The sequence below is a fragment of the Candidatus Poriferisodalis sp. genome (genome assembly GCF_965204125.1).
Classification (GTDB): domain Bacteria; phylum Actinomycetota; class Acidimicrobiia; order Acidimicrobiales; family Poriferisodalaceae; genus Poriferisodalis.
Window position 1 is genome coordinate 2,480,030 of record NZ_OZ241968.1, and the last position, 18,711, is coordinate 2,498,740.

Consider the following 18,711-nt stretch of genomic DNA (forward strand, 5'->3'; position numbering starts at 1 on the left):
CGCTCAGGGCTCCCGGCTGACGACACGCAGATGCGGGGGCGTCGCCGGCGTGGGCGGCGTGGGGTCGTTCGGGTGCTGCGGCTGGGCTTGACGGTGCTGGGCCTGCTGTGGCTGCTGGTGCTGCGGTGGAACCTGAGGCCGGCCGCGGGCGGGAGCCGCGGGCGGCGGCTGGTAGTGGCTCTGCCCGTGCGGCAGGCGGTAGGCCGGCGCCCCTGGCGGCTGCTGTGGGAGCTGTGCGGTGTCTGTGGGCTGGGGGGGCGGGCGCGACGGGGCGCCCATGGCCTGCTGGGGCGGCCCGAGCATCGCCGGGTCGAACCCCGACGCCCGCAGCCGCGCCAGCGCCTCGCCGTCGGGCTTGAAGGGCCGGACATAGACGCCCACGCCGTCGGCGCCGGGGGCGAAGACCTCGCTGGTGAGCACCTCGCCGTCGGCGTAGCCGGTGACCTCCCGGATGGAGGTGATGGCACGGCGGCCGTCGGGCAGCTTCTTGATGTACACCAGCAGGTGCAGCACCTCGGCGATCTCTCGCAGCACCGAATCGGGCGTGGGCGCATCGGGGGAGCGCTGCGCGTAGATCAGGATCTTGTTGATGGCCGCCTCGGTGCTGCCCGCGTGGATGGTTCCGAGCGAGCCGTCGACGCCGATGCCCATCGACTGCAGGAGCTGCATCACCTCGCCGCCGCGCACCTCGCCCACGATCACGCGGTCGGGCGACATCCGCAGCGCGGCGCGCAGCAGGTCGTACATGGCGATCTCGCCGGTGCCCTCGGTGTTGGCGGTGCGCGTCTCGAGCGCGAGCGTGCGCTTGTGCAGGCCCGACGACCGCAGGTGCAGTTCGAGGGTGTCTTCCACGGTGACGATGAGATCCTCCTGGGGCACCTCCGACAGCAGCGAGCGCAGCAAGGTGGTCTTGCCGGCGCCGGTGCCGCCGACCACCAGCATGTTGGCCGGATCGGGAGGCCGCACCGCGGCGCGCAGCACCGGCACCATCTGCGGGGTGATCGTGCCCGACTGCAGCAGCAGGTCGAGCGAGGCGGTGAGCATGCGGTGGCGCCGGATCACCATTGAGGTGCGCTCGGCGACCGCGGTGACCGCGAACAGCCGGTGCCCCGATGCGAGGCGCAGGTCGAGGATCGGCGAGGCCGTGTCGAACCGGCGCGAGGTGTGCCCCGCAGTGGCAGCGAGGTGACGGATCATGGTGACCAGCTCTTCCTCGCTGCCCGCCAGCGGCGGCGCCATGACACGGCGGCCGTCGGCCAGCGACAGGATCACCGTGTCATGGCCGAGCACGTGGATGTTCTCCACATCGGGACGCTCGAGCAGCGGCACCAGGGCGCCGCCGCCCATCAGCCCGCGCACGTTGGCACGGAAGTCGCGCCGGTCCTCGGCACCGAGCTGCGTGCCGCCGCGCATCACCGCGTCGGTGTCGCTCTGGTTGAGGATGCGATCGGCGACCGCCATCAGGCGCTCGTCGATGACCTCGGCGGGCAGCTTCTGACGCTGCAGCTCGAGGTACTGGCGCAGGAGATCGTCGCGGGACTGCTCGAACAGCTCGAACCCGGGACGGCGCTCGATGGTGTCGGTCACGGCCGGGCCCTACAGCCGATGGCCAGCGTCTGCATCTCCGGACTGGGCCGGCCGGGCACGGCTCACGCCGTGACTCCCTCTCCCGGGCGAGAGCGATGCTTGTCGGGATCGCTCCCGGCCGATTCGCCGAAGAGTTCCGCCGCCCACGACCGGAATGACCCCGACGGCGCGGTCGGCGCGTCGGCAAGGGGCGTCGGGGACGGTTCAGCTGCCGGTGGTTCCGGTTGATGCTGCGCTGACGCCGGCTGGCCGTACGACGGCGGCGCACTCTCGCCGCCATGAAGGTGTGCCGGTTGCTCGTACCCGGGTTGTGGGTACGGCTGCTGGGGGTAGTCGTGTTGCGGGTATGGCGGTTGTGGGTATGGCGGTTGTGGGTAGGGCGGGGGTTGCTCGTACCCGGGTTGTGGGTACGGCTGCTGTGGGTCGGGCTGCTGCGGGTACGGCTGGTGCGGGTATGGCGGTTGTGGGTAGGGCGGGGGTTGCTCGTACCCGGGTTGTGGGTACGGCTGCTGTGGGTCGGGCTGCTGGGGGTACGGCTGCTGGGGGTAAGCCTGCTGGTCGTACGCCTGTGCCGGTGCCGGCGGCATTGCCGCTGGGGCCGGGGGCTGCGGCGAGGGCGATGCAGGGGCCACGGGCGGCGGCGCATCGATCATCAATTCGTCCGGCCCGGCTTGGGTCGGCGTGTCGTCGGCACCGTCGAGATCTTCTTCGCTGACCTCCGGCCGGTTGGCGGGCAGCCGTGCCCGCGGCGCACCCGCGCTGGCCGGGCACGCGTACTCGTACAGCGTGTCGGCCAGCTTCTCGAGACTGCTGCGCAGCTTGCGCGACTTGCGCTTGCTGCGGGGCATGAACATGGTGAGATCCGTGCCGCGCTCAGGGCTGAGGTCGACGCTGCCGACCAAGGTCAGGCCGTGATTGGCGCTCCACTCGGCGTCGGTCAGCGGGCTCGATCCGACGGTTGCCACCAGTCCGAGCGGCCCAGGCTGGGTGGGATCGTCGACGAGGGCGCCGCTGGCGTGTTCGAGACTCGGGAGATGGGCTTCGCCCGCAGAGACGACCAGCACGGCGGCGGCGCTGGTGGTCAATTCTGATGCACGGGCATCGGCGGTCAGGCGACCCCCGTCGACGATGATCGCCATCTCGCGGTCGGAGATGTCACGCAGTTCCTCGCCCATCCGCGAGAACTTCTCCGCGACTGTCCGCGCCCCGGACGGGCCCGACGGCGTCGGCATGGCGTGGAAGTTGTTGAACAGGACGTCCTGGGTGTGCTCGATCAGGTTCGCTGCGGTGACGGGCCTGCCTGCTGCGACGAATGAGGCGGTGCCGGGCGTGAACTGGATGCCCAGCTTCTGGCTCAGCGAGCCGGCAGTGGGGTCGGCCTCGATCAGCACCACTTCCCGATTCGATGACGCCCACTGCGCGGCCAGATACACGGCGAGCGTGGATGCTCCCGGCGATCCGTGCGTGCTGTAGACGGTCAACATTTGGAGGAATAGCCCTTACTATTCGAGACCATTGTTCACCACGCCTGTGCTGCTGTCCAGAGCACGCTGGATGTCGTCGGCGGTGAGGTCGATTCCCAGCCTCCAGATCTGGCGATCTGTGGCAGCGAGGTAGCGCTGCACGAGGCTCTGGATTTGCAGCGCTCTCGCCGGCTCGACGACGTAGACGGCGTTGCCGCCCTGGACGCTGTCGAGCTGCAGCACGCCGATGAGTGCCAGCGTTGGCTCTTGTGCGGCGAAACCGGTGTCGGCGCCCGCTTCAGGCCCGAGGCCTTGGGTGGGATCAACCAACGGCTCGCGGCCGATCAAGGCGATGGTGTCGCCGGTCTCGAGCGCGCCGTAGCTCACTTCTTCAGCCGGCAGGCTCACCTGGATGACGACGCTGCTGGCCTCTTCGCCGCTCGACAGCGGCGGCTGCTGGAACATTCCCGGCGTGATGAACGTGCCGGCGGGAATGGGACCCGCCGCCCACTGGCCGTAGATCGCGCCCATCTCGCTTGCGACGGCGGCCGAGCCATCGCCGATGTGCGCTTCGACGAGCCTGAAGTCTGCGGAGCTGACGCTGTCCCAGCGCGCGATGTCGCGGGCCGCCACGACGTACTGCGAGCGCTGATCGACGCTTTGCAGCACGTACCAGAAGCCGACGGCAGTGCCGGCCATGACCACGAAGCCGATGAGCGCGAGCCCCCAGCGGCGCCTGTTGGCATCGCCCGGAACTGCGACGGGCCGTGGCCGCTGCTCTGCCGGCGTCGGGGCTGAATCGGACATGAAGTCACGAATGCTACCGAAAAGACGAATCACTATTCTTCGAAAATGCGAGGTGGGCGCATCGGTGGACGCAACACGACGACGAGCCGGCCGGCCGGCTGACTGCATGCCGTGATGTGGACGGTCGCATTTGTCTGTGCCGCGCTCGCGGTGTGGCTCGGCTCGGCAGCGGCGCTCGCCGTGATCGACCTGCGGACCCGGCTGCTGCCCACCAGGTTGATCTGGCCCGCGGCGGCGGCAGTCTGGGCGCTGTACGCGATTGCGTCTGCGGTCCGAGGCGATCCGTCAGGATTGTGGGGTGCGCTGGCCGGAGCGCTGGCGTGCAGCGCGCCGGTGTTCGCGATCCATTTCGTCCACCCGCCGTCGATGGGTTTCGGCGATGTGCGGTTCAGCGTGCTGAACGGGCTCGTGTGCGGCTGGTGGGGCTGGCATGTGGCGCTGCTGGGTCTCGCTGCGGGCTTCATGGCTGCGCTGCCCGAGGCGCTGGTGGTGATGGCCCGGCACGGCGCTCGCAGCAGCCGGCCGCTGGGGCCGTATCTCGCCGTCGGCACGGCCGCAGCGGTGTTGTGGGCGATCGCGACCTTGGGGATCGTGCCAGGCGGCTGAGGTGCGAACCCGACGCTCCGGCAGCGCCGCCGCAGCTTCATGCCGCGACGGGTTCGCGGCAGTGAAGTAATGACAGTTACTATTCGTTTGGGCTCCGTTCACAGTTTCGTTCTGAAGCGGGGCCGTGGGAAAGCTCGGAGCATGAGTGCGAGGACTCTGCTCAAGCCAAAGGGAAGGGGTTCCGATGGCTCGGTACACATGGGCACGCATCGTCGGACTGTTGCTTGCATTCGGTTTAGTGGCCACAGCGTGCGGTGGTGACGAGACGGGATTCGTGCCTGCAATCATCGAGGACACCCCGGTGGACGAGGCCGACACGGCCGCCGGTGACGAAGAGGCGCCGGCCGACGCAGGCGCAGACGAATCGGTGACCGACGCGGGTGCGGACGAAGCAGACGACGACGGTTCGGCTGACCTTGGACAGGTGACGATCAGCGAGGCCGCGAACTGCGCGGCGGACATGCCGCCGCTGGAACGCGGCACGTACGCCCCGAGCGGCGACTTCAGCTACGCGATCTCGATCGCCGTCAATTCGCTGAACCCCCATGACGACCAGACGCCTGCGACGTTCGCCTACTACAGCTGGATGTATGAGGGGCTGGTGCGCCAGGAGGTCGACGGCAGCGTCGTGCCGTGGCTGGCGCGGTGCTGGGAGACCAACGACGACGGCAGCGAGGTGACGTTCTACCTGCATGAGGGCGTGACGTTCCACGACGGCAGCCCCTTCAACGCCGCTGCTGTGGCAGCCAACGTGCAGTTCGTGAAGACCGCGGGCCCGCCGCAGGTGATACCGCCCGTCGCCGGACAGCTCGGCATTGTCGACACCGTGGAGGCAATCGACGAGCACACGGTGAAGTTCAACTTGACCGCGCCGGGCGAGATCCTGCTGCTGAGCGGCCTCATCCGCAACTCTGGCCTGATGGTCTCGCCGGCGGTGCTGGGCGATGCCGCTGCGTCGCCGATCGGCACCGGCCCGTACATGTGGGCCAGCTCGAACCCCGACTTCACGCAGAACGATCTGGTCGCGTACGCCGACTACTGGCAGCCCGGCCTCGTGGGGCTCGAGACGGTGCGGCTCGAGGCGGCGATCGACCAAGTCGCACGGCTCGACTCATTCAACGCCGGGCAGTACGACGTGGCGGTGGTGCGGCTCAACGACCTCGACCTGCTGACCGCCGGCGGCACCTCGCGAAATTCCACCGTGCGCATCGGGTTCGTGGTGGCCGACTGGACCGGCGAGCAGATCCCGCAGCTCGCGAACCGCGAGGTGCGCTGCGCGATGGCCCACGCCTTGAATCGCGCAGGGATCGTCGCCCAGCTCAATGACCCCGACGCGGCCAACAGCCAGTTCGCGACCGGGCCGTCCGACTACGCGTACATCGAGGATCTCGACGTTCCCGACTTCAACATGGCGTCGGCACGCGAACGCTTCGCTGCTTCGGGCGAAGAGGTGTTCACGTTCACCAACGGCCACCTGCCGGCCGGCTTCTGGCCGACAATCTCGTCGGCCTGGGGCACTGCGCTCGCGGAGCTGGGCATCACCATGCAGAACGAGGCACTCGACCCGCCGACCGGCGGCGAGATGTTCGGCCGGCTCGCCCAAGGCGTCCACCCGGTGCAGATCATCCCGTTCAACGAGCCGAACGCCCTGATGTCGCTGGTGGCGCGGACAGGCAACGCAGCGTTCAACCCGTCGGGCGTCAGCCCCGAGGGCGTGGCGGAGCTGGTGGCGGCGGCGAGGGGCAAGAACTTCGCCGACGGCGAGGCCGATGTCGCAGCGGCGTGGAAGATCATGCTCGAGGAGTGCATCTTCATCGTCAACAACACGCTGACGACCGTGGTGGCCTACCAGGACAACATCGGCGGCGTCCACCACACCCAGGGCCTGCCCATCCACTTCTGGCCGCACGGCGTCACCAAGAGCTGAGCGCCTGCAACTTGGCAAACCGTGATGTGCCGGGGCCGCCCCCCGGAACCGGCGGCCTAGGCACATCACCCGCATCGAACGGACTGAGGGGGCCACGTGGCGCGCTACATCGGAATCCGCCTGCTGGCGATGATCCCTTTGCTGTTCGCCATCGCCGTCATCTCTTTCACCATCGCGGTGGCGATGGAAGCCCGCGGCTCGATCGCGGGCTCGATCTGCGGCGAGGGCGCCACCGTCGAGTGCATCGCCTCGGTGGAGCGCCAGCTCGGGCTTGACGATCCGATCCCGATCCGGTTCGTGCGCTGGCTCGCCAGTGCCGTCACCGGCGACCTCGGCACGTCACTGACCAATGAGAGCGTCTCGGTTTCGAGCCTCATCGCCGACCGCATCGGGCCGACGCTGAGCATCGTGGCCTACAGCCTCGTCATCGGCGTGGCTGCGGGGATGGCGATGGGCATCGTGTCGGGAGTGCGGCCCGGCGGCGGGGCCGATCGGGCGATCTCGGTCGCCTCCGCGGCCCTGATCGCTGCCCCCGGGTTCGTCTTGGCGATGCTGCTGTCGTGGTGGCTGGCCGTGAAGTGGGGCTGGCTCAGCCCCGCCGGCTACACCCGGCCCACCGAGAGCATCACCGGGTGGATCAGCAGCATCACGCTGCCGGCCATCGGCTTGGCCTTGCCGACCGTCGCGCTGGTGCAGCGCCAGCTCCGCAGCTCCATGAGCAACGCCCTGCAGTCGCGCTATGTGCTTGCCGCCCGCGCACGCGGCATCAAGCGAACCTCGCTGATCGGTGAGCACGCGCTGCCCAATGCGATGATCCCGACGGTCACCGCGATCGGTTTCCGGGCCGCCGCGGCGCTCGGGCTGACGTTCACGGTGGAGGTGGTGTTCAACATCAACGGGATGGGCACGCTGCTCACCAACGCCATCCAGACCCGCAACGTGACCGTGCTGCAGGGCTCGATGCTGGTCGTGGGCATCGTGGTGCTCGTCGTCAACCTGCTGGTCGACATCAGCTACGGGCTGCTGAACCCCAAGGTGAGGCTGGAGCGGTGAGCGACGCCCCGGGAGCGCTGACAGCGCCCGCGCCGAGGCCGCCCGCTGCTGCGAGCGCGCGGTCGCGGTTCTGGATGCGAATGTTCCGCAACCCGCTCACCGTGGCGGCGATGGTGTGGGTGACGCTGCTGCTGCTGGCGTGGCTGTGGCCAGGGCTGCTGGCGCCCTACGACCCCTACGCCGGCGACGTCACGCTGACGCGCACGTTCGAAGGCCCGAGCTGGGACCACTGGCTGGGAACCGACGGGACGGGGCGCGATCTCCACAGCCGCGTCGTGCACGGGGCGCGGTTCGCGGTGAATTCGATCCTGATAGCGATGCTCGTCGCCGTCGGGCTCGGCGTGCCGGTGGGCCTGTTCTCGGGCTGGCGAGGCGGTCGCGCCGACCGCATCGTGATGTGGATCAACGACGTGCTGTTCTCGCTGCCGATCGTGCTGCTGGCGATGGCGGTCATCATCATCTTGGAGCCGAGCCTTCCCTCGGCGATGCTCGGCGTGGGCATCGCCATGGCGACACGGTTCGCGCGCCTGACCCGCGCGGTGACCCTCGCGGAGAAGGAGGAGCTGTACGTCGATGCCGCCCGTATCACGGGGCTGTCGCCGGCGACGATCCTGCGCCGCTATATCGTGCCGAACCTGCTGCCGTCGCTCATCGTGCAGGTCGCGATCATCTCCGGAGCGGTCATCCTCATCGGCGCCACGCTGAGCTTCCTGGGCATCGGCGCCAAGCTCGACGACCCCGACTGGGGCGTCATGCTGGCCCGGGCTCGCTTCGATTTCCGTCTGGAGGGGATCTGGCAGATCGTTCCCGCAGGCGGGGCGCTGGTGCTCACGGTGCTGGCGTTCAACCTGCTCGGCGACGGCATCCGTGACTCGCTCGGCCGTGATGCCGCCAACAGCTCGCTGACAGTTCCGCGCCAGGTTGCGCTGCCGCCGGTGGTGCAGCTTCACGCCGACGGCGCGGTGCTGTCGATCCGGGACCTCGCCGTCGGGTTTCCCGCAGCCGGCGGCACGGTCAACCGGGTGCTGTCGAACGTGTCGCTCGAGGTGTACCCGGGCGAGACGCTTGGCGTGGTCGGCGAGTCGGGCTCGGGCAAGAGCATGACCATGCTCGCGGCGCTCGGCCTCACGCCCGCGCCCGGGTACCTGAGCCAGGGCAGCATCTCGTTCGACGGCCGCGAGGTCACGTTCCTGCCCGAGCAGGAATGGCAGGACATCCGCGGGCGCGACATCGGCGTGATCTTCCAGGAGCCGGTTGCCGCGCTCAACCCTGCACTGCGGGTGGGGCGGCAGCTGGTGCAAACGCTGCTGGTGCACACCGACATGTCCAAATCACAGGCGCGGGCGCGGGCCGCCGAGCTGCTGGCCGAGGTGCAGGTTCCCGATCCGCAGCGGCGGCTCGATCAGTACCCGCACGAGTTCTCCGGCGGCATGGCGCAGCGGGTGGGCATCGCCATGGCGCTGGCCTGCGAGCCGAAGCTGCTCATCGCAGACGAGCCCACGACCGCGCTCGACGTCACTGTCCAGGGTCAGATCCTCGACCTGATGGCCGAGGTTCAGCAGCGCCACCAGATGGCGGTGATCCTGATCACGCACGACCTCGGCGTCATCGCGGACGCCGCCGACCGCGTGCTGGTGATGTATGCCGGCCAGGTGGTGGAGACCGCCAGCGTGTCGACGCTGTTCTCGCGGCCTCGCCACCCCTACACGCGGGCGCTGCTCGACACGATGCCCCAGAGCCACCGCGGCCACGGCGACCTGCCGGTGATCGGCGGCGTCGTGCCGTCTGCTGCTGCGTGGCCGGACGGGTGCAGGTTCGCGCCGCGATGCGAGTTCGCGACCGAGCAGTGCCGCACGTCGGTGCCGCTGCTGGAAGCCGTGGGCACCGATCTGGTGCGCTGCGTGCGCCATGCCGAGTTCGAGTTCGGCCCGCCCGCGGAGACGACCGCATGACCGTGCCGTTCCTCGAGGTCGAGAACCTGCACGTGCACTTCACCGGCCGGCAGCGGCTGTTCCGCGCCGCGATGCCCACCGTGAAGGCCGTCAACGGCATCAGCTTCGCGATCGAGCCGCACCGCACCTTCGGCCTCGTGGGCGAGTCGGGCTCGGGCAAGTCCACCGTGGCACGGGCCATCCTGCAGCTCACCGATGTGACGGCGGGCACCATCCGGCTCGACGGGGCCGACGTCACCCGTGTGCCGCGCGAGGCCGAGCTGGCATTCCGCAAGCGGGTGCAGGCTGTGCTGCAAGACCCGTATTCCTCGCTGAACCAGGTGCACCAAGTGCGCACCATCGTCGGCGACGGCATCACCCGCCATTTCGGCATCAAGCCGGGGCCTGAGCGCGAGCAGCGCATCGTGGCGCTGCTCGACGAGGTCGGCCTGGCCGACGAGTTCCTCGACCGCTACCCCTACGAGATGTCCGGCGGGCAGCGCCAGCGGGTGTCGATCGCGCGGGCGCTGGCAGTGGAGCCGGGTCTCATCATCGCCGATGAGGCCACGAGCGCCCTCGACGTGTCCATCCAGAGCCAGGTCATCAACGTGCTGCGACGGGTGCAGGCCGACACCGGCGTGGCATTCCTGTTCATCGGCCACGATCTCGACGTGGTCCGGCACGTCAGCGATGACGTCGGGGTGATGTACCTCGGCTACCTGGTCGAGCAGGGCGCCGCCGAGGGGGTGTACGACCTGCCGGCCCACCCGTACACCGAGATGCTCATCGCCTCGGTGCCGGTGCCCGATCCGGCCGCGCAGGCCGAGCGGCGAGCGCTGAGGCAAACCTTCAAGAAGGACGCCGAGCCGCCGAGCCCGGCTGCCCTGCCGGTCGGTTGCCCGTTTGCGAACCGCTGCCCGGTCGCAATGGACATCTGCACGGAGCTCATGCCCGAGGCCACCGCTGCGCGGCACGGGGGCTACGTGCGCTGCCACCTGCACACGAGCGGCCCGGTACTCGCCGGCGAGTCGGTCGTGCCCTACATCCGCTCGGCGTCGGCCGGGTAAGCGGTACCGAAAGAACCTGACAGACAGGAGACCAGATGAGACTTCCGGGACTGAGTTCTTTGCCCGCCGGCGCACCACCAATGCCAATCGGGGGGGGGGGGGGGGTCTGAGCGTGACCCTTCCAGCGCCATGAGGTCGCGTCCGCGCGCGTTCGCCGTGATACTGGCGGCGCTGGGTTTGCTCGGGGCGGCCTGCGGCGGAGGCGCTGGCTCGTCGGGAACGGCGCTGCAGCCGGCGACGACGCTGCCGTCGGGCGCCGACACCTCGCTCGGGGCCGAGACGGTGGAGGCGAATGCGCCGGTGAGCAGGGTCCGGTCGGGCATAGGGGCCGCGTCCGGCGCTCTGCACGCCGTCGGCGGCGACGTTGCCTGCAACGAGGCCGGCGCGCGGAGGGTTGCCTATGTGGGCGCCGACCTGAGCGAGACAGACCTCGTCGGCACCGGTGCGCTCACCGTCGAGGACCCCGTGCACGTGATGAGGGCCTACATCGACGAGCTGAATGCGCTCGGCGGAATACACGGCCGTTGTGTCGAGTTCCATCCTGTCCGGTGGCGCCTGGGGGACCCCATCGCCAGCTTCATCGACGTGTGCAACGAACTGGCGCAGGTGAACCCGTTGTTCTTCTTCAACTTCCGGCTCTACGACTCGGGCCTGCAATGCACCACCTTCGGCACGCCCGTGCCCGAACTGGGGCTGTGGTCGTCGACGCTGGAGCAGACCATTCGCGACTCGGGCTACCTGCTGTACACCGACGACGGCAGCGTCGAGCACGCAGCGGCGCTCATCGCTGAAGTCGCCCTCGAGGCCGGCGTGCTCGATCGCGCCGACAGCGTCGGCGTGCTGCACGGCACCGGCCCGAGCGCGGGCCTGGACATCTCGGCGGTCGCAGACGTGCTGCGCAACGCAGGCCTCAACGTCGTGGCTGCGGCCGACATCCCGCGCGAGTTCAACGACCTCATGCTGCTGATGCCCGAGATGCAGGCACGTGTGCTCGATCCCGACCGGTCGGGCGCCGAGCCCGATCTGTCGTCGCTGCCGCCCGATGTCGGCTCATCGCTGGCCGAGGTCGAGCGCTTCTACGTCGATGCCGCGAGCCGCTTCCGAGACGCCGGGGTACACACCGTGCTTGCTTCCGCGTCGTGGGCCGACGTGCGCCGGATGATGCGGGCTGCGGAGATCATCGGCTGGACGCCCCAATGGCTGACCGGCGACCTGCAGGCGGCCACGCTCGCCACGACCGATGCGCCCGACCGCCAAGTCGCCAACTACATGCAGGTCAGCGCGCGTCGAGCGGCCGGCGACCTGGTGCCGCCGCTCGACCAGGGGTGCATCACCATGCGCAACGGAGCGTCGGAGGCTGCGCCGTTCAACCACCGGCCCCACACCGACGCCTGGAACCTGATCACCTCGATATGCGACTATCTCGACGTGGCCTTCAGCGCGCTGTCGCGTGTGGAAGGCGGCGTCGATCACGTGTCCTTCTTGCACGCCCTCAACCGCACCGACTACGTCACCGCTCATGGCAGCCACATCACCTATTCGAGCTCGGACCGTCACGGCGAGGACAGGTTCAGGATTCTCGAGGTCGACCAGGGGTGCGTGCTGAACGGCTGGGGCTGCATGCGTGCCCTCACCGACTGGCACATGCCCGCCCACACGATGGCGCACGAGCATGTCAACCCCGAGGACATCCGCGATGACATGAACCGGATGGGCCACGACCACCGCGAATCGTCAGTACCCGATGCGACCGCAGAAGACTCGCACGCCGACCACTAGCCCGTCGAGCGGCTGGGCCGGGCCGACTGTGCCGGCCGGGTCGAGGCCGCCGAATGTGCTGTTCATCATCACCGACCAGCAGCGCGCCGACCACGTCGGCTTTGCCGGCAACGACGTGGTGCGCACGCCGCACCTCGACTCGATTGCCGCCAGGGGGACGGTGTTCGACAACGCGTGGGTGGCCAACCCGGTGTGCATGCCCAACCGCTCGTCGATCATGACCGGTCGGATGCCCTCGGCGCACGGTGTGATCTTCAATGACCGTTCGCTGGCTTGGGGCGCGAACACCCACGTGCGGCAGTTCCGCGAGGCCGGCTACCGGACTGCGCTGATCGGCAAGTCGCATCTGCAGCACGGCATGAGCCGCAACGCAGTCGGGGACACCGGCTTGCAGGCCGCCGTCGACAGCCCGTACCCGGCGGGGTGGGACACGCTGGAGCATGCGGAGCGCTACTTCGACGGCGAGCCGGAGTTTCCCGACGGCTTCTACGGCTTCGATCATGTCGAGCTGGCCATCGACCACGGCTCGCGCATCACCGGGCATCACATGCGCTGGGCGCTGGAGAAGGGAGCGTCGCCCGAGGCGCTTGCTGTGCCATACACGGCCGAGTGCCCGGGCGAGCGGCGGTACCGGGACTGGTGGCAGATCTACCGCCCGACCTACGACGAGGAGCTGCACTCGAGTCGCTTCGTTGCCGAGCGCACGGCGGCGTTCATCGCCGATGCGGCGCGTGCAGGCGAGCCGTGGCTTGCGTGGGCGTCGTTCCCCGACCCGCACCATCCGATGTGCCCGCCGGGGAAGTGGTTCGACCGCCATCGGCCCGACGAGATGGTGCTGCCCCGTACTGTCGACGATCCTCTCGACGCTGCGCCCGAACATCTGCAGCGTTGCGCGCGCCTGCATCCTTCCCGCCAGCAGTACTGGGTTCACCCGTGCGGCCTCGACGGCGATCATGACCTGGCGCGTGCAGCGATCGCCGCCACTTACGGCATGGTGGAGCTGATCGATGACTGCGTCGGGCAGATCCTGGCCGCGGTAGAGCGTTCCGGCGCGCATGACGACACCATCGTGGTCTTCACGACCGACCACGGCGACATGATGGGCGACCACGGGCTGCTCCTGAAGGGCTGCATGCACTACCGCGGCACGCTGCAGGTGCCGATGGTGATCGCCAGCCCCGGTCGAGGCGCGAAGCGGACATCATCGCTGGCGAGCTCGGTCGACTTGGGACCGACGCTGCTCGACCTAGCGGGGCTGGCGCCCTACGACGGCATCTGGGGCGTGAGCCTGTCGCCTGTGCTCGACGACCCCGCAGCGTCGGTGCGCGAATCGGCGCTTATCGAAGACGACATTCCCGATTCGAACCGCTCGTGGGGCGACATGCCGACCAAGACGCGCACGCTCATTGCCGGCGGCATGAAGTACACCCGACATTCGACGGGCGAGGACCAGCTCTTCTGCCTCGACGACGATCCCGACGAGCTGACCGACCTCAGCACCGACTACCCGACAGTGCATGCTGCGATGGTCGGACTGCTGGCCGACGCGTTGATCGAGGCCGCTGATACCGCCCGGTGACGTGCCGACGATGCGCAGTCGAGTCCGTGCAGGGCGACGCGTGTGACGACAGCGGCTCAATGGAGGGGGTGCAGCCGGGGATCAGGCGATGATCCCCGGCTGCACCTACGTGCGCGACTCCCAAGCACGCGTTGAAACAATAACAAGTATTACTGTGGCGAGATGGACCGTTCGGACACCGCCGCTTCGGAAGCACTGCGCTCGATCAACCACCTGTTCGCCCGGCAGTTCATCGACCTGACCGACCGGGTGTGTGTCGCCGTCGGCTACGGCGTGTCGACGTTCTCGTTCGTGCTCGGCGACACCGGCGTGGTAGCGGTCGATTCCGGTTCGCTGCCCGGGGAGTCGGCCGCCGCCATCGCCGAACTCCGGGCCCGCACCGACCTCCCGATCCTCGGCCTCGTCTACACCCACGGGCACCCGGATCACACCGGCGGCGCAGCCGCATTCCTAGATGAGAATCCCGACATCGAGATCTGGGGCATCGCTCGCTTCGGCGACGAGGCTCGCCGATTCGGCCGCAACGGTGCTCACGTTGCCCGCCAACGCGGGCTCCGGCAGGCCGGCTTCCTGCTTCCTCCCGACAAGCGCATCAACAACGGCATCGCGCCGGCGATCTATCCGAAAGAGGGGACGCTCGCACAGGGTCCCGCCGGTGGCCCCGATCCGAGGGGGCTGCCCAATCAGACCTTTGAGACTCGGGCCACCATCTCGCTCGGCGGTGTCACCCTGGAGGTGTCGTACAACCCCGGCGAGACCGACGACCAGATCATGACGTGGTTCGCCGACCAGCGAGTGGTATTTGCCGGCGACAACATGTACCGGTCATTTCCCAACCTGTACGCAATCCGCGGCACCCAGTACCGCGACGTACGGGATTGGTGCGAGTCGGTCGACCGGATCCGGGCGATGCAGGCCGAGCACCTGGTGCTCGGCCACACCATCCCGTTCTCGGGGGCGGCGCAGGTGGATCGAGCGCTCGATGTCTACAGCCGGGGGCTGTGGCACATCTACGACCAGACCATCGCGGGCATGAACGACGGCAAGACCCCCGACGAGCTGGCTCACGAGGTGACCTTGCCGCCTGACCTTGCCGCCGATCCCCTGCTCGGCGAGTACTACGGCAACGTGAGCTGGGGCGTGCGCTCGATCTACAGCGGCATCCTCGGATGGTTCGACGGCAATCCGGCCCACATGAACCCGCTCCACCCTCGGGACCGGGCCGGTCGGGTAGCGGCGCTGGCTGGGGGTGTCGACGTGCTGTTCGAACGGGCGAGCGAGGCGCTCGCAGCGGGCGAGGCCCAGTGGGCTGCCGAGCTGGCCGACATGGTGCTGGCCCTCGGCCACCGGACACACGAATCACTCGTGCTCAAAGCCGACGCCGTCGACGAGCTCGCCTACAACATGGTGACGGCGACCGGTCGCAACTATCTCCACACCTGCGCCCAGGAGTTGCGTGCCGAAGCCGCCTCGCTGGTCGGCGACTTGAGCAGCTAGGCGCCACCGGAGGCGCGCCACGAGCGGTCGTGGCCGGATTCGACTCCGCGCGTCCGGCAGACTGTCCCGACGACTGCGACTCGATTGGCGCTTGCCCTGCGGGGCACGCCGCTCAGCACATTTCGTTCGGAGGGGGTCTGTGTCCGGTCATTCCAAGTGGGCCACGATCAAGCACCGCAAGGGCGCTGCCGACAAGGCGCGCGGGAAGCTGTTCGCCAAGCTGATCCGTCAGGTCGAGGTGGCCGCCCGCGAGGGCGGTGGCGACCTCGACGCCAACGCGACGCTGCGGACGATGTACCAGAAGGCGCGCGACAACTCGGTGCCGCTGGACACGATCGAGCGGGCCATCAAGCGGGGTACCGGCGAGCTCGAGGGGGTGTCGTACGAGCAGGTCACCTATGAGGGCTACGCGCCGGGGGGCGTGGCCATGTTCGTGGACGTGCTCACCGACAACCGCAACCGCACCGGCTCGGAGATCCGCAGCGTGTTCACGCGCGCCGGCGGCTCGCTGGCCGAACCCGGCGCGGTGGCGTGGCAGTTCGAGCGCAAAGGCGTGGTGGTGGTGCCTGCGGGCGAGTCGGCGCCCGATGGGTCTGCGGCAGCAGGCACGGTGCCTGACGAAGACGAGTTGATCCTGGTGGCGCTCGATGCCGGCGCAGAGGATGTCGAGCAGGAAGGCGATACCTGGCGGGTCACCGCCGCTGCGGCCGACACGATGGCGGTGCGTGAGGCCATCGAGGCAGCGGGCATCGCGGTCACGTCGGCCGATCTGACCTATGCGCCGCAGAACCTCATCGAGCTGACCAGCGTGTCGGAGGCCAAGCAGGTCATGGCCATCCTCGACGCGCTCGACGATCACGACGATGTGCAAGGCGTGTACGCCAATTTCGACATCAGCGATTCGCTGCTGGAGGCGATCGCCGGCTGACATCGGGGGCCGGCGTCGCGGATGTCGCGCCGGAGCGCTGGAGCCCCTACGCATGCCCGGTTCGAACGACGCCAAGGGCTACGGTTCGTACTGATGTTCGTATTGGGGATCGACCCAGGATTGTCGCGCTGCGGGTACGGCGTGGTGGAGCAGCTCGGCGCTGCCGGAACGCAGCGCGCTCGCACCGAAGCGGTCGCCTTGGGTGTCGTTCGAACCGATCCCGAGCAGCCGCACGCAGCGCGCCTCGCTGTGCAGATGGCTGAGCTGCAGGCGCTCATCTCCGAATTCCGGCCCTCGGTAGTGGCCGTGGAGCGAGTGTTCTTCCAGGTCAATGCGCGCACTGCCATCGGCGTCGCGCAGGTGGCCGGCCTTGCCATGGCTGTCGCGGCTGCGGCCGGGCTGGAGGTGGCGGAGTACACGCCGACCCAGATCAAGCAGGCCGTTGCGGGCTGGGGCGGGGCCGACAAGGACCAGATGAAACGCATGGTCGGCCAGCTGCTCGCCCTGCCGGGGCCGCCCGAGCCGGCCGATGCCGCCGATGCGGCTGCCGTCGCGCTGTGCCACCTGTCCCAGGCGCCCTGGGGCAGGGCAACACCGCCTGCTCGGGCGCGTGTGCTGCTTCCCGCTGCCGGCACAGCGGCGCCGCCGACGTGATCGGTTCAGTGCGCGGGCGCCTGCTCGACAAGGATCCCGGCGGCGAGCTGCTGATCGAGGCCGGCGGGGTGGGGTACCGCGTCACCGTCGCGCCTTCGACACTGGCCGCCGCCGGGCCGATGGGCGATGAGTGCTTCGTGTATGTCCATCATCATGTGCGCGAAGACGCTTCCGACTTGTACGGATTCGCCGAGCTCGACGAGCGACGCTGTTTCGAGGCCCTGCTCAGCGCGCACGGTGTGGGACCCGCACTGGCGCTTGCCGTGCTCTCGCACCTGCCGCCCGACGAGCTGCGGCGTGCGGTGGCCGCCGATGACGCCGCGGCGCTGGAGCTGGTGCCCGGCATCGGTGCCAAGACGTCCAAGCGGATGGTGCTTGACCTGAAGTCACGGCTCGGCGCGCCCGAGACTGCCGGCGCTGGTGCTGTGGCGGCAGCCGGCGACGGCGCAGGATCTGCAGTCGCGGAAGTGCGGGCCGCGCTGAGCCAGATGGGCTTCGCTCCGGCCGAGATACGCGACGCCATGGCCGCCGTCACGATCGAGGCAGCACGCGACGGCGATGCCGACACCGGCGCGCTGCTGCGAGTGGCTCTGCAGGAGCTCGGTCCGCGATGAGCGCGGGGGGAGCCCGCAGCGAGGGCTACCGGCGCGATGACTCGGCGACGTCAGGACCGGGCCGCAGTGAGGTCACCGACCCGGCCCGTTCGTCGACAGACGACGGCGATGCCGACGTATCGCTGCGCCCGCGGTCGCTGGAGGAATTCGTCGGCCAACCCGAGGTGCGAGAACACGTCGCGATCACGCTGCGGGCGGCGCTGGCCCGCGGCCAATCGCCTGACCATCTGCTTTTTGCCGGCCCGCCGGGATTGGGCAAGACGACGCTCGCAGGCATCATCGCTGCCGAGTTGAACGCGGCGCTGCATCTGACGTCGGGTCCGGCGGTGGAGCGGGCAGGCGACCTCGCGGCAATCCTCACCAACCTGGCCGACGGCGATGTGCTGTTCATCGACGAGATTCACCGCCTGCCCAAGGTGGTCGAGGAAGTGCTGTACCCGGCCATGGAGGACTTCGCCATCGACATCGTGCTGGGCAAGGGACCGGCTGCACGCTCGATCCGATTTGAGTTGCCCCGGTTCACCCTGGTCGGCGCGACGACTCGCACCGGGCTGATCTCGGGACCGCTGCGGGACCGCTTCGGCTTGGTCGAGCGCCTCGACTATTACTCCACCGACGATCTCAAGGCGATCGTGGCTCGTGCGGCCGGGATTCTGGGCGTGGACATCGATGCCGAGGGGGCCGCGGAGATCGCGTCACGCAGCCGGGGCACGCCGCGGATCGCCAACCGGCTGTTGCGCCGGGTGCGCGACTTCGCCGAGGTGCGTGCCAGCGGCGCCGTCGACGTGGCAGTAGCGCAGGAGGGGCTCGCCGCATTCGGCGTCGACGAGCTCGGCCTCGACAAGGTAGACCGGGCGATTCTCGACGCTCTCGCTGTCACCCATGCCGGGCGACCGTTGGGGCTGTCCACGCTGGCGATCACCGTCGGCGAGCAGACCGAGACGGTGGAGGACGTGTACGAGCCCTTCCTGATCCAGCGCGGGCTGCTGCAGCGCACACCGCGGGGCCGCATCGCCACCGCCGCGGCCTACGCGCACCTCGGCGTCGATGTACCGCCTGCGGCGGAAAGCGCCAGCGGCGATGTCGACGCCACTGCCACTCTGTTCGATGCATCGGACCCCGCTGCAGAGCTGCAAGGCGCTTCACGGGCGGAGGACGTCCCGGTGCAGGTCGACGATGCGCCTTGGTGAGACCATCCGCTGCCATAGCCTCAGCGTGC

15 protein-coding genes are annotated in these 18,711 nt (G+C 69.1%); 12 read left to right on the forward strand and 3 right to left on the reverse strand.

Translation table 11 applies throughout. The features are described from left to right. Nucleotides 1-3: 3 nt before the first annotated feature. The 3 genes from ACOGXD_RS11560 to ACOGXD_RS11570 form a co-directional block, all read right to left on the reverse strand. Nucleotides 4-1,587: an ATPase, T2SS/T4P/T4SS family gene (locus ACOGXD_RS11560; RefSeq protein ID WP_419915198.1), complete on the reverse strand. Its 1,584-nt coding sequence runs from the start codon at nt 1,585-1,587 to the stop codon at nt 4-6. Nucleotides 1,588-1,649: 62 nt separating this feature from the next. Continuing rightward, nucleotides 1,650-3,071 (reverse strand): tyrosine-protein kinase family protein, encoded by a 1,422-nt coding sequence (locus ACOGXD_RS11565; RefSeq protein WP_419915199.1) that lies wholly within the window; start codon nt 3,069-3,071, stop codon nt 1,650-1,652. 18 nt (nt 3,072-3,089) lie between these two features. Further along, the gene (locus tag ACOGXD_RS11570) at nt 3,090-3,965 is read right to left on the reverse strand and encodes an SAF domain-containing protein (protein WP_419915200.1); all 876 of its coding nucleotides are present in this window, start codon (nt 3,963-3,965) and stop codon (nt 3,090-3,092) included. 6 nt (nt 3,966-3,971) lie between these two features. On the opposite strand from ACOGXD_RS11570, the gene ACOGXD_RS11575 reads away from it, so the two are divergent. The 12 genes from ACOGXD_RS11575 to ruvB all read left to right on the forward strand — a co-directional run bounded on the left by ACOGXD_RS11575 (nt 3,972) and on the right by ruvB (nt 18,682). Further along, nucleotides 3,972-4,463, forward strand: a complete 492-nt coding sequence (locus ACOGXD_RS11575) for a prepilin peptidase (RefSeq protein WP_419915201.1) — start codon at nt 3,972-3,974, stop codon at nt 4,461-4,463. Nucleotides 4,464-4,647: 184 nt separating this feature from the next. After that, nucleotides 4,648-6,390 (forward strand): ABC transporter substrate-binding protein, encoded by a 1,743-nt coding sequence (locus tag ACOGXD_RS11580; RefSeq protein WP_419915202.1) that lies wholly within the window; start codon nt 4,648-4,650, stop codon nt 6,388-6,390. Nucleotides 6,391-6,486: 96 nt separating this feature from the next. Beyond that, nucleotides 6,487-7,443, forward strand: coding sequence for an ABC transporter permease (locus ACOGXD_RS11585; protein ID WP_419915203.1), 957 nt, complete (start codon nt 6,487-6,489; stop codon nt 7,441-7,443). Next, nucleotides 7,440-9,395: a dipeptide/oligopeptide/nickel ABC transporter permease/ATP-binding protein gene (locus ACOGXD_RS11590; RefSeq protein ID WP_419915204.1), complete on the forward strand. Its 1,956-nt coding sequence runs from the start codon at nt 7,440-7,442 to the stop codon at nt 9,393-9,395. The genes ACOGXD_RS11585 and ACOGXD_RS11590 overlap by 4 nt, the downstream gene beginning before the upstream one ends. Beyond that, complete coding sequence (locus ACOGXD_RS11595) at nt 9,392-10,441, forward strand: ABC transporter ATP-binding protein (RefSeq protein ID WP_419915205.1); 1,050 nt, start codon at nt 9,392-9,394, stop codon at nt 10,439-10,441. Before ACOGXD_RS11590 ends, ACOGXD_RS11595 begins: the two co-directional genes overlap by 4 nt. A gap of 129 nt (nt 10,442-10,570) precedes the next feature. After that, nucleotides 10,571-12,220 (forward strand): hypothetical protein, encoded by a 1,650-nt coding sequence (locus tag ACOGXD_RS11600; RefSeq protein ID WP_419915206.1) that lies wholly within the window; start codon nt 10,571-10,573, stop codon nt 12,218-12,220. 55 nt (nt 12,221-12,275) lie between these two features. Continuing rightward, nucleotides 12,276-13,799 carry a sulfatase gene (locus ACOGXD_RS11605; protein WP_419915207.1) on the forward strand — a complete coding sequence of 508 codons (1,524 nt, stop codon included), beginning with the start codon at nt 12,276-12,278 and terminating at the stop codon, nt 13,797-13,799. Between the two features lie 162 nt (nt 13,800-13,961). Continuing rightward, entirely contained in the window at nt 13,962-15,296 is a 1,335-nt protein-coding gene (locus ACOGXD_RS11610; protein ID WP_419915208.1) for an alkyl sulfatase dimerization domain-containing protein, read from the forward strand. A 139-nt stretch (nt 15,297-15,435) separates the two neighbouring features. Further along, entirely contained in the window at nt 15,436-16,224 is a 789-nt protein-coding gene (locus tag ACOGXD_RS11615) for a YebC/PmpR family DNA-binding transcriptional regulator (RefSeq protein WP_419915209.1), read from the forward strand. Nucleotides 16,225-16,317: 93 nt separating this feature from the next. Next, nucleotides 16,318-16,878, forward strand: coding sequence for a crossover junction endodeoxyribonuclease RuvC (ruvC, locus tag ACOGXD_RS11620; protein ID WP_419915210.1), 561 nt, complete (start codon nt 16,318-16,320; stop codon nt 16,876-16,878). Further along, nucleotides 16,875-17,492: a Holliday junction branch migration protein RuvA gene (ruvA, locus tag ACOGXD_RS11625; RefSeq protein ID WP_419915211.1), complete on the forward strand. Its 618-nt coding sequence runs from the start codon at nt 16,875-16,877 to the stop codon at nt 17,490-17,492. Before ruvC ends, ruvA begins: the two co-directional genes overlap by 4 nt. Beyond that, on the forward strand, nt 17,489-18,682 hold the full coding sequence (gene ruvB / locus ACOGXD_RS11630; protein ID WP_419915212.1) for a Holliday junction branch migration DNA helicase RuvB: 1,194 nt from the start codon (nt 17,489-17,491) through the stop codon (nt 18,680-18,682). Before ruvA ends, ruvB begins: the two co-directional genes overlap by 4 nt. The last annotated feature ends 29 nt before the right edge of the window (nt 18,683-18,711 follow it).

What these genes read in the sequence shown, in the direction of transcription:
- ACOGXD_RS11565 (WP_419915199.1), bottom strand. Translation starts at nt 3,071, where the DNA reads ATGTTGACCGTCTACAGCACGCACGGATCGCCGGGAGCATCCACGCTC.
- ACOGXD_RS11570 (WP_419915200.1), bottom strand. Translation starts at nt 3,965, where the DNA reads ATGCAGTCAGCCGGCCGGCCGGCTCGTCGTCGTGTTGCGTCCACCGAT.
- ACOGXD_RS11575 (WP_419915201.1), top strand. Translation starts at nt 3,972, where the DNA reads ATGTGGACGGTCGCATTTGTCTGTGCCGCGCTCGCGGTGTGGCTCGGC.
- ACOGXD_RS11580 (WP_419915202.1), top strand. Translation starts at nt 4,648, where the DNA reads ATGGCTCGGTACACATGGGCACGCATCGTCGGACTGTTGCTTGCATTC.
- ACOGXD_RS11595 (WP_419915205.1), top strand. Translation starts at nt 9,392, where the DNA reads ATGACCGTGCCGTTCCTCGAGGTCGAGAACCTGCACGTGCACTTCACC.
- ACOGXD_RS11600 (WP_419915206.1), top strand. Translation starts at nt 10,571, where the DNA reads ATGAGGTCGCGTCCGCGCGCGTTCGCCGTGATACTGGCGGCGCTGGGT.
- ACOGXD_RS11610 (WP_419915208.1), top strand. Translation starts at nt 13,962, where the DNA reads ATGGACCGTTCGGACACCGCCGCTTCGGAAGCACTGCGCTCGATCAAC.
- ruvC (WP_419915210.1), top strand. Translation starts at nt 16,318, where the DNA reads ATGTTCGTATTGGGGATCGACCCAGGATTGTCGCGCTGCGGGTACGGC.
- ruvB (WP_419915212.1), top strand. Translation starts at nt 17,489, where the DNA reads ATGAGCGCGGGGGGAGCCCGCAGCGAGGGCTACCGGCGCGATGACTCG.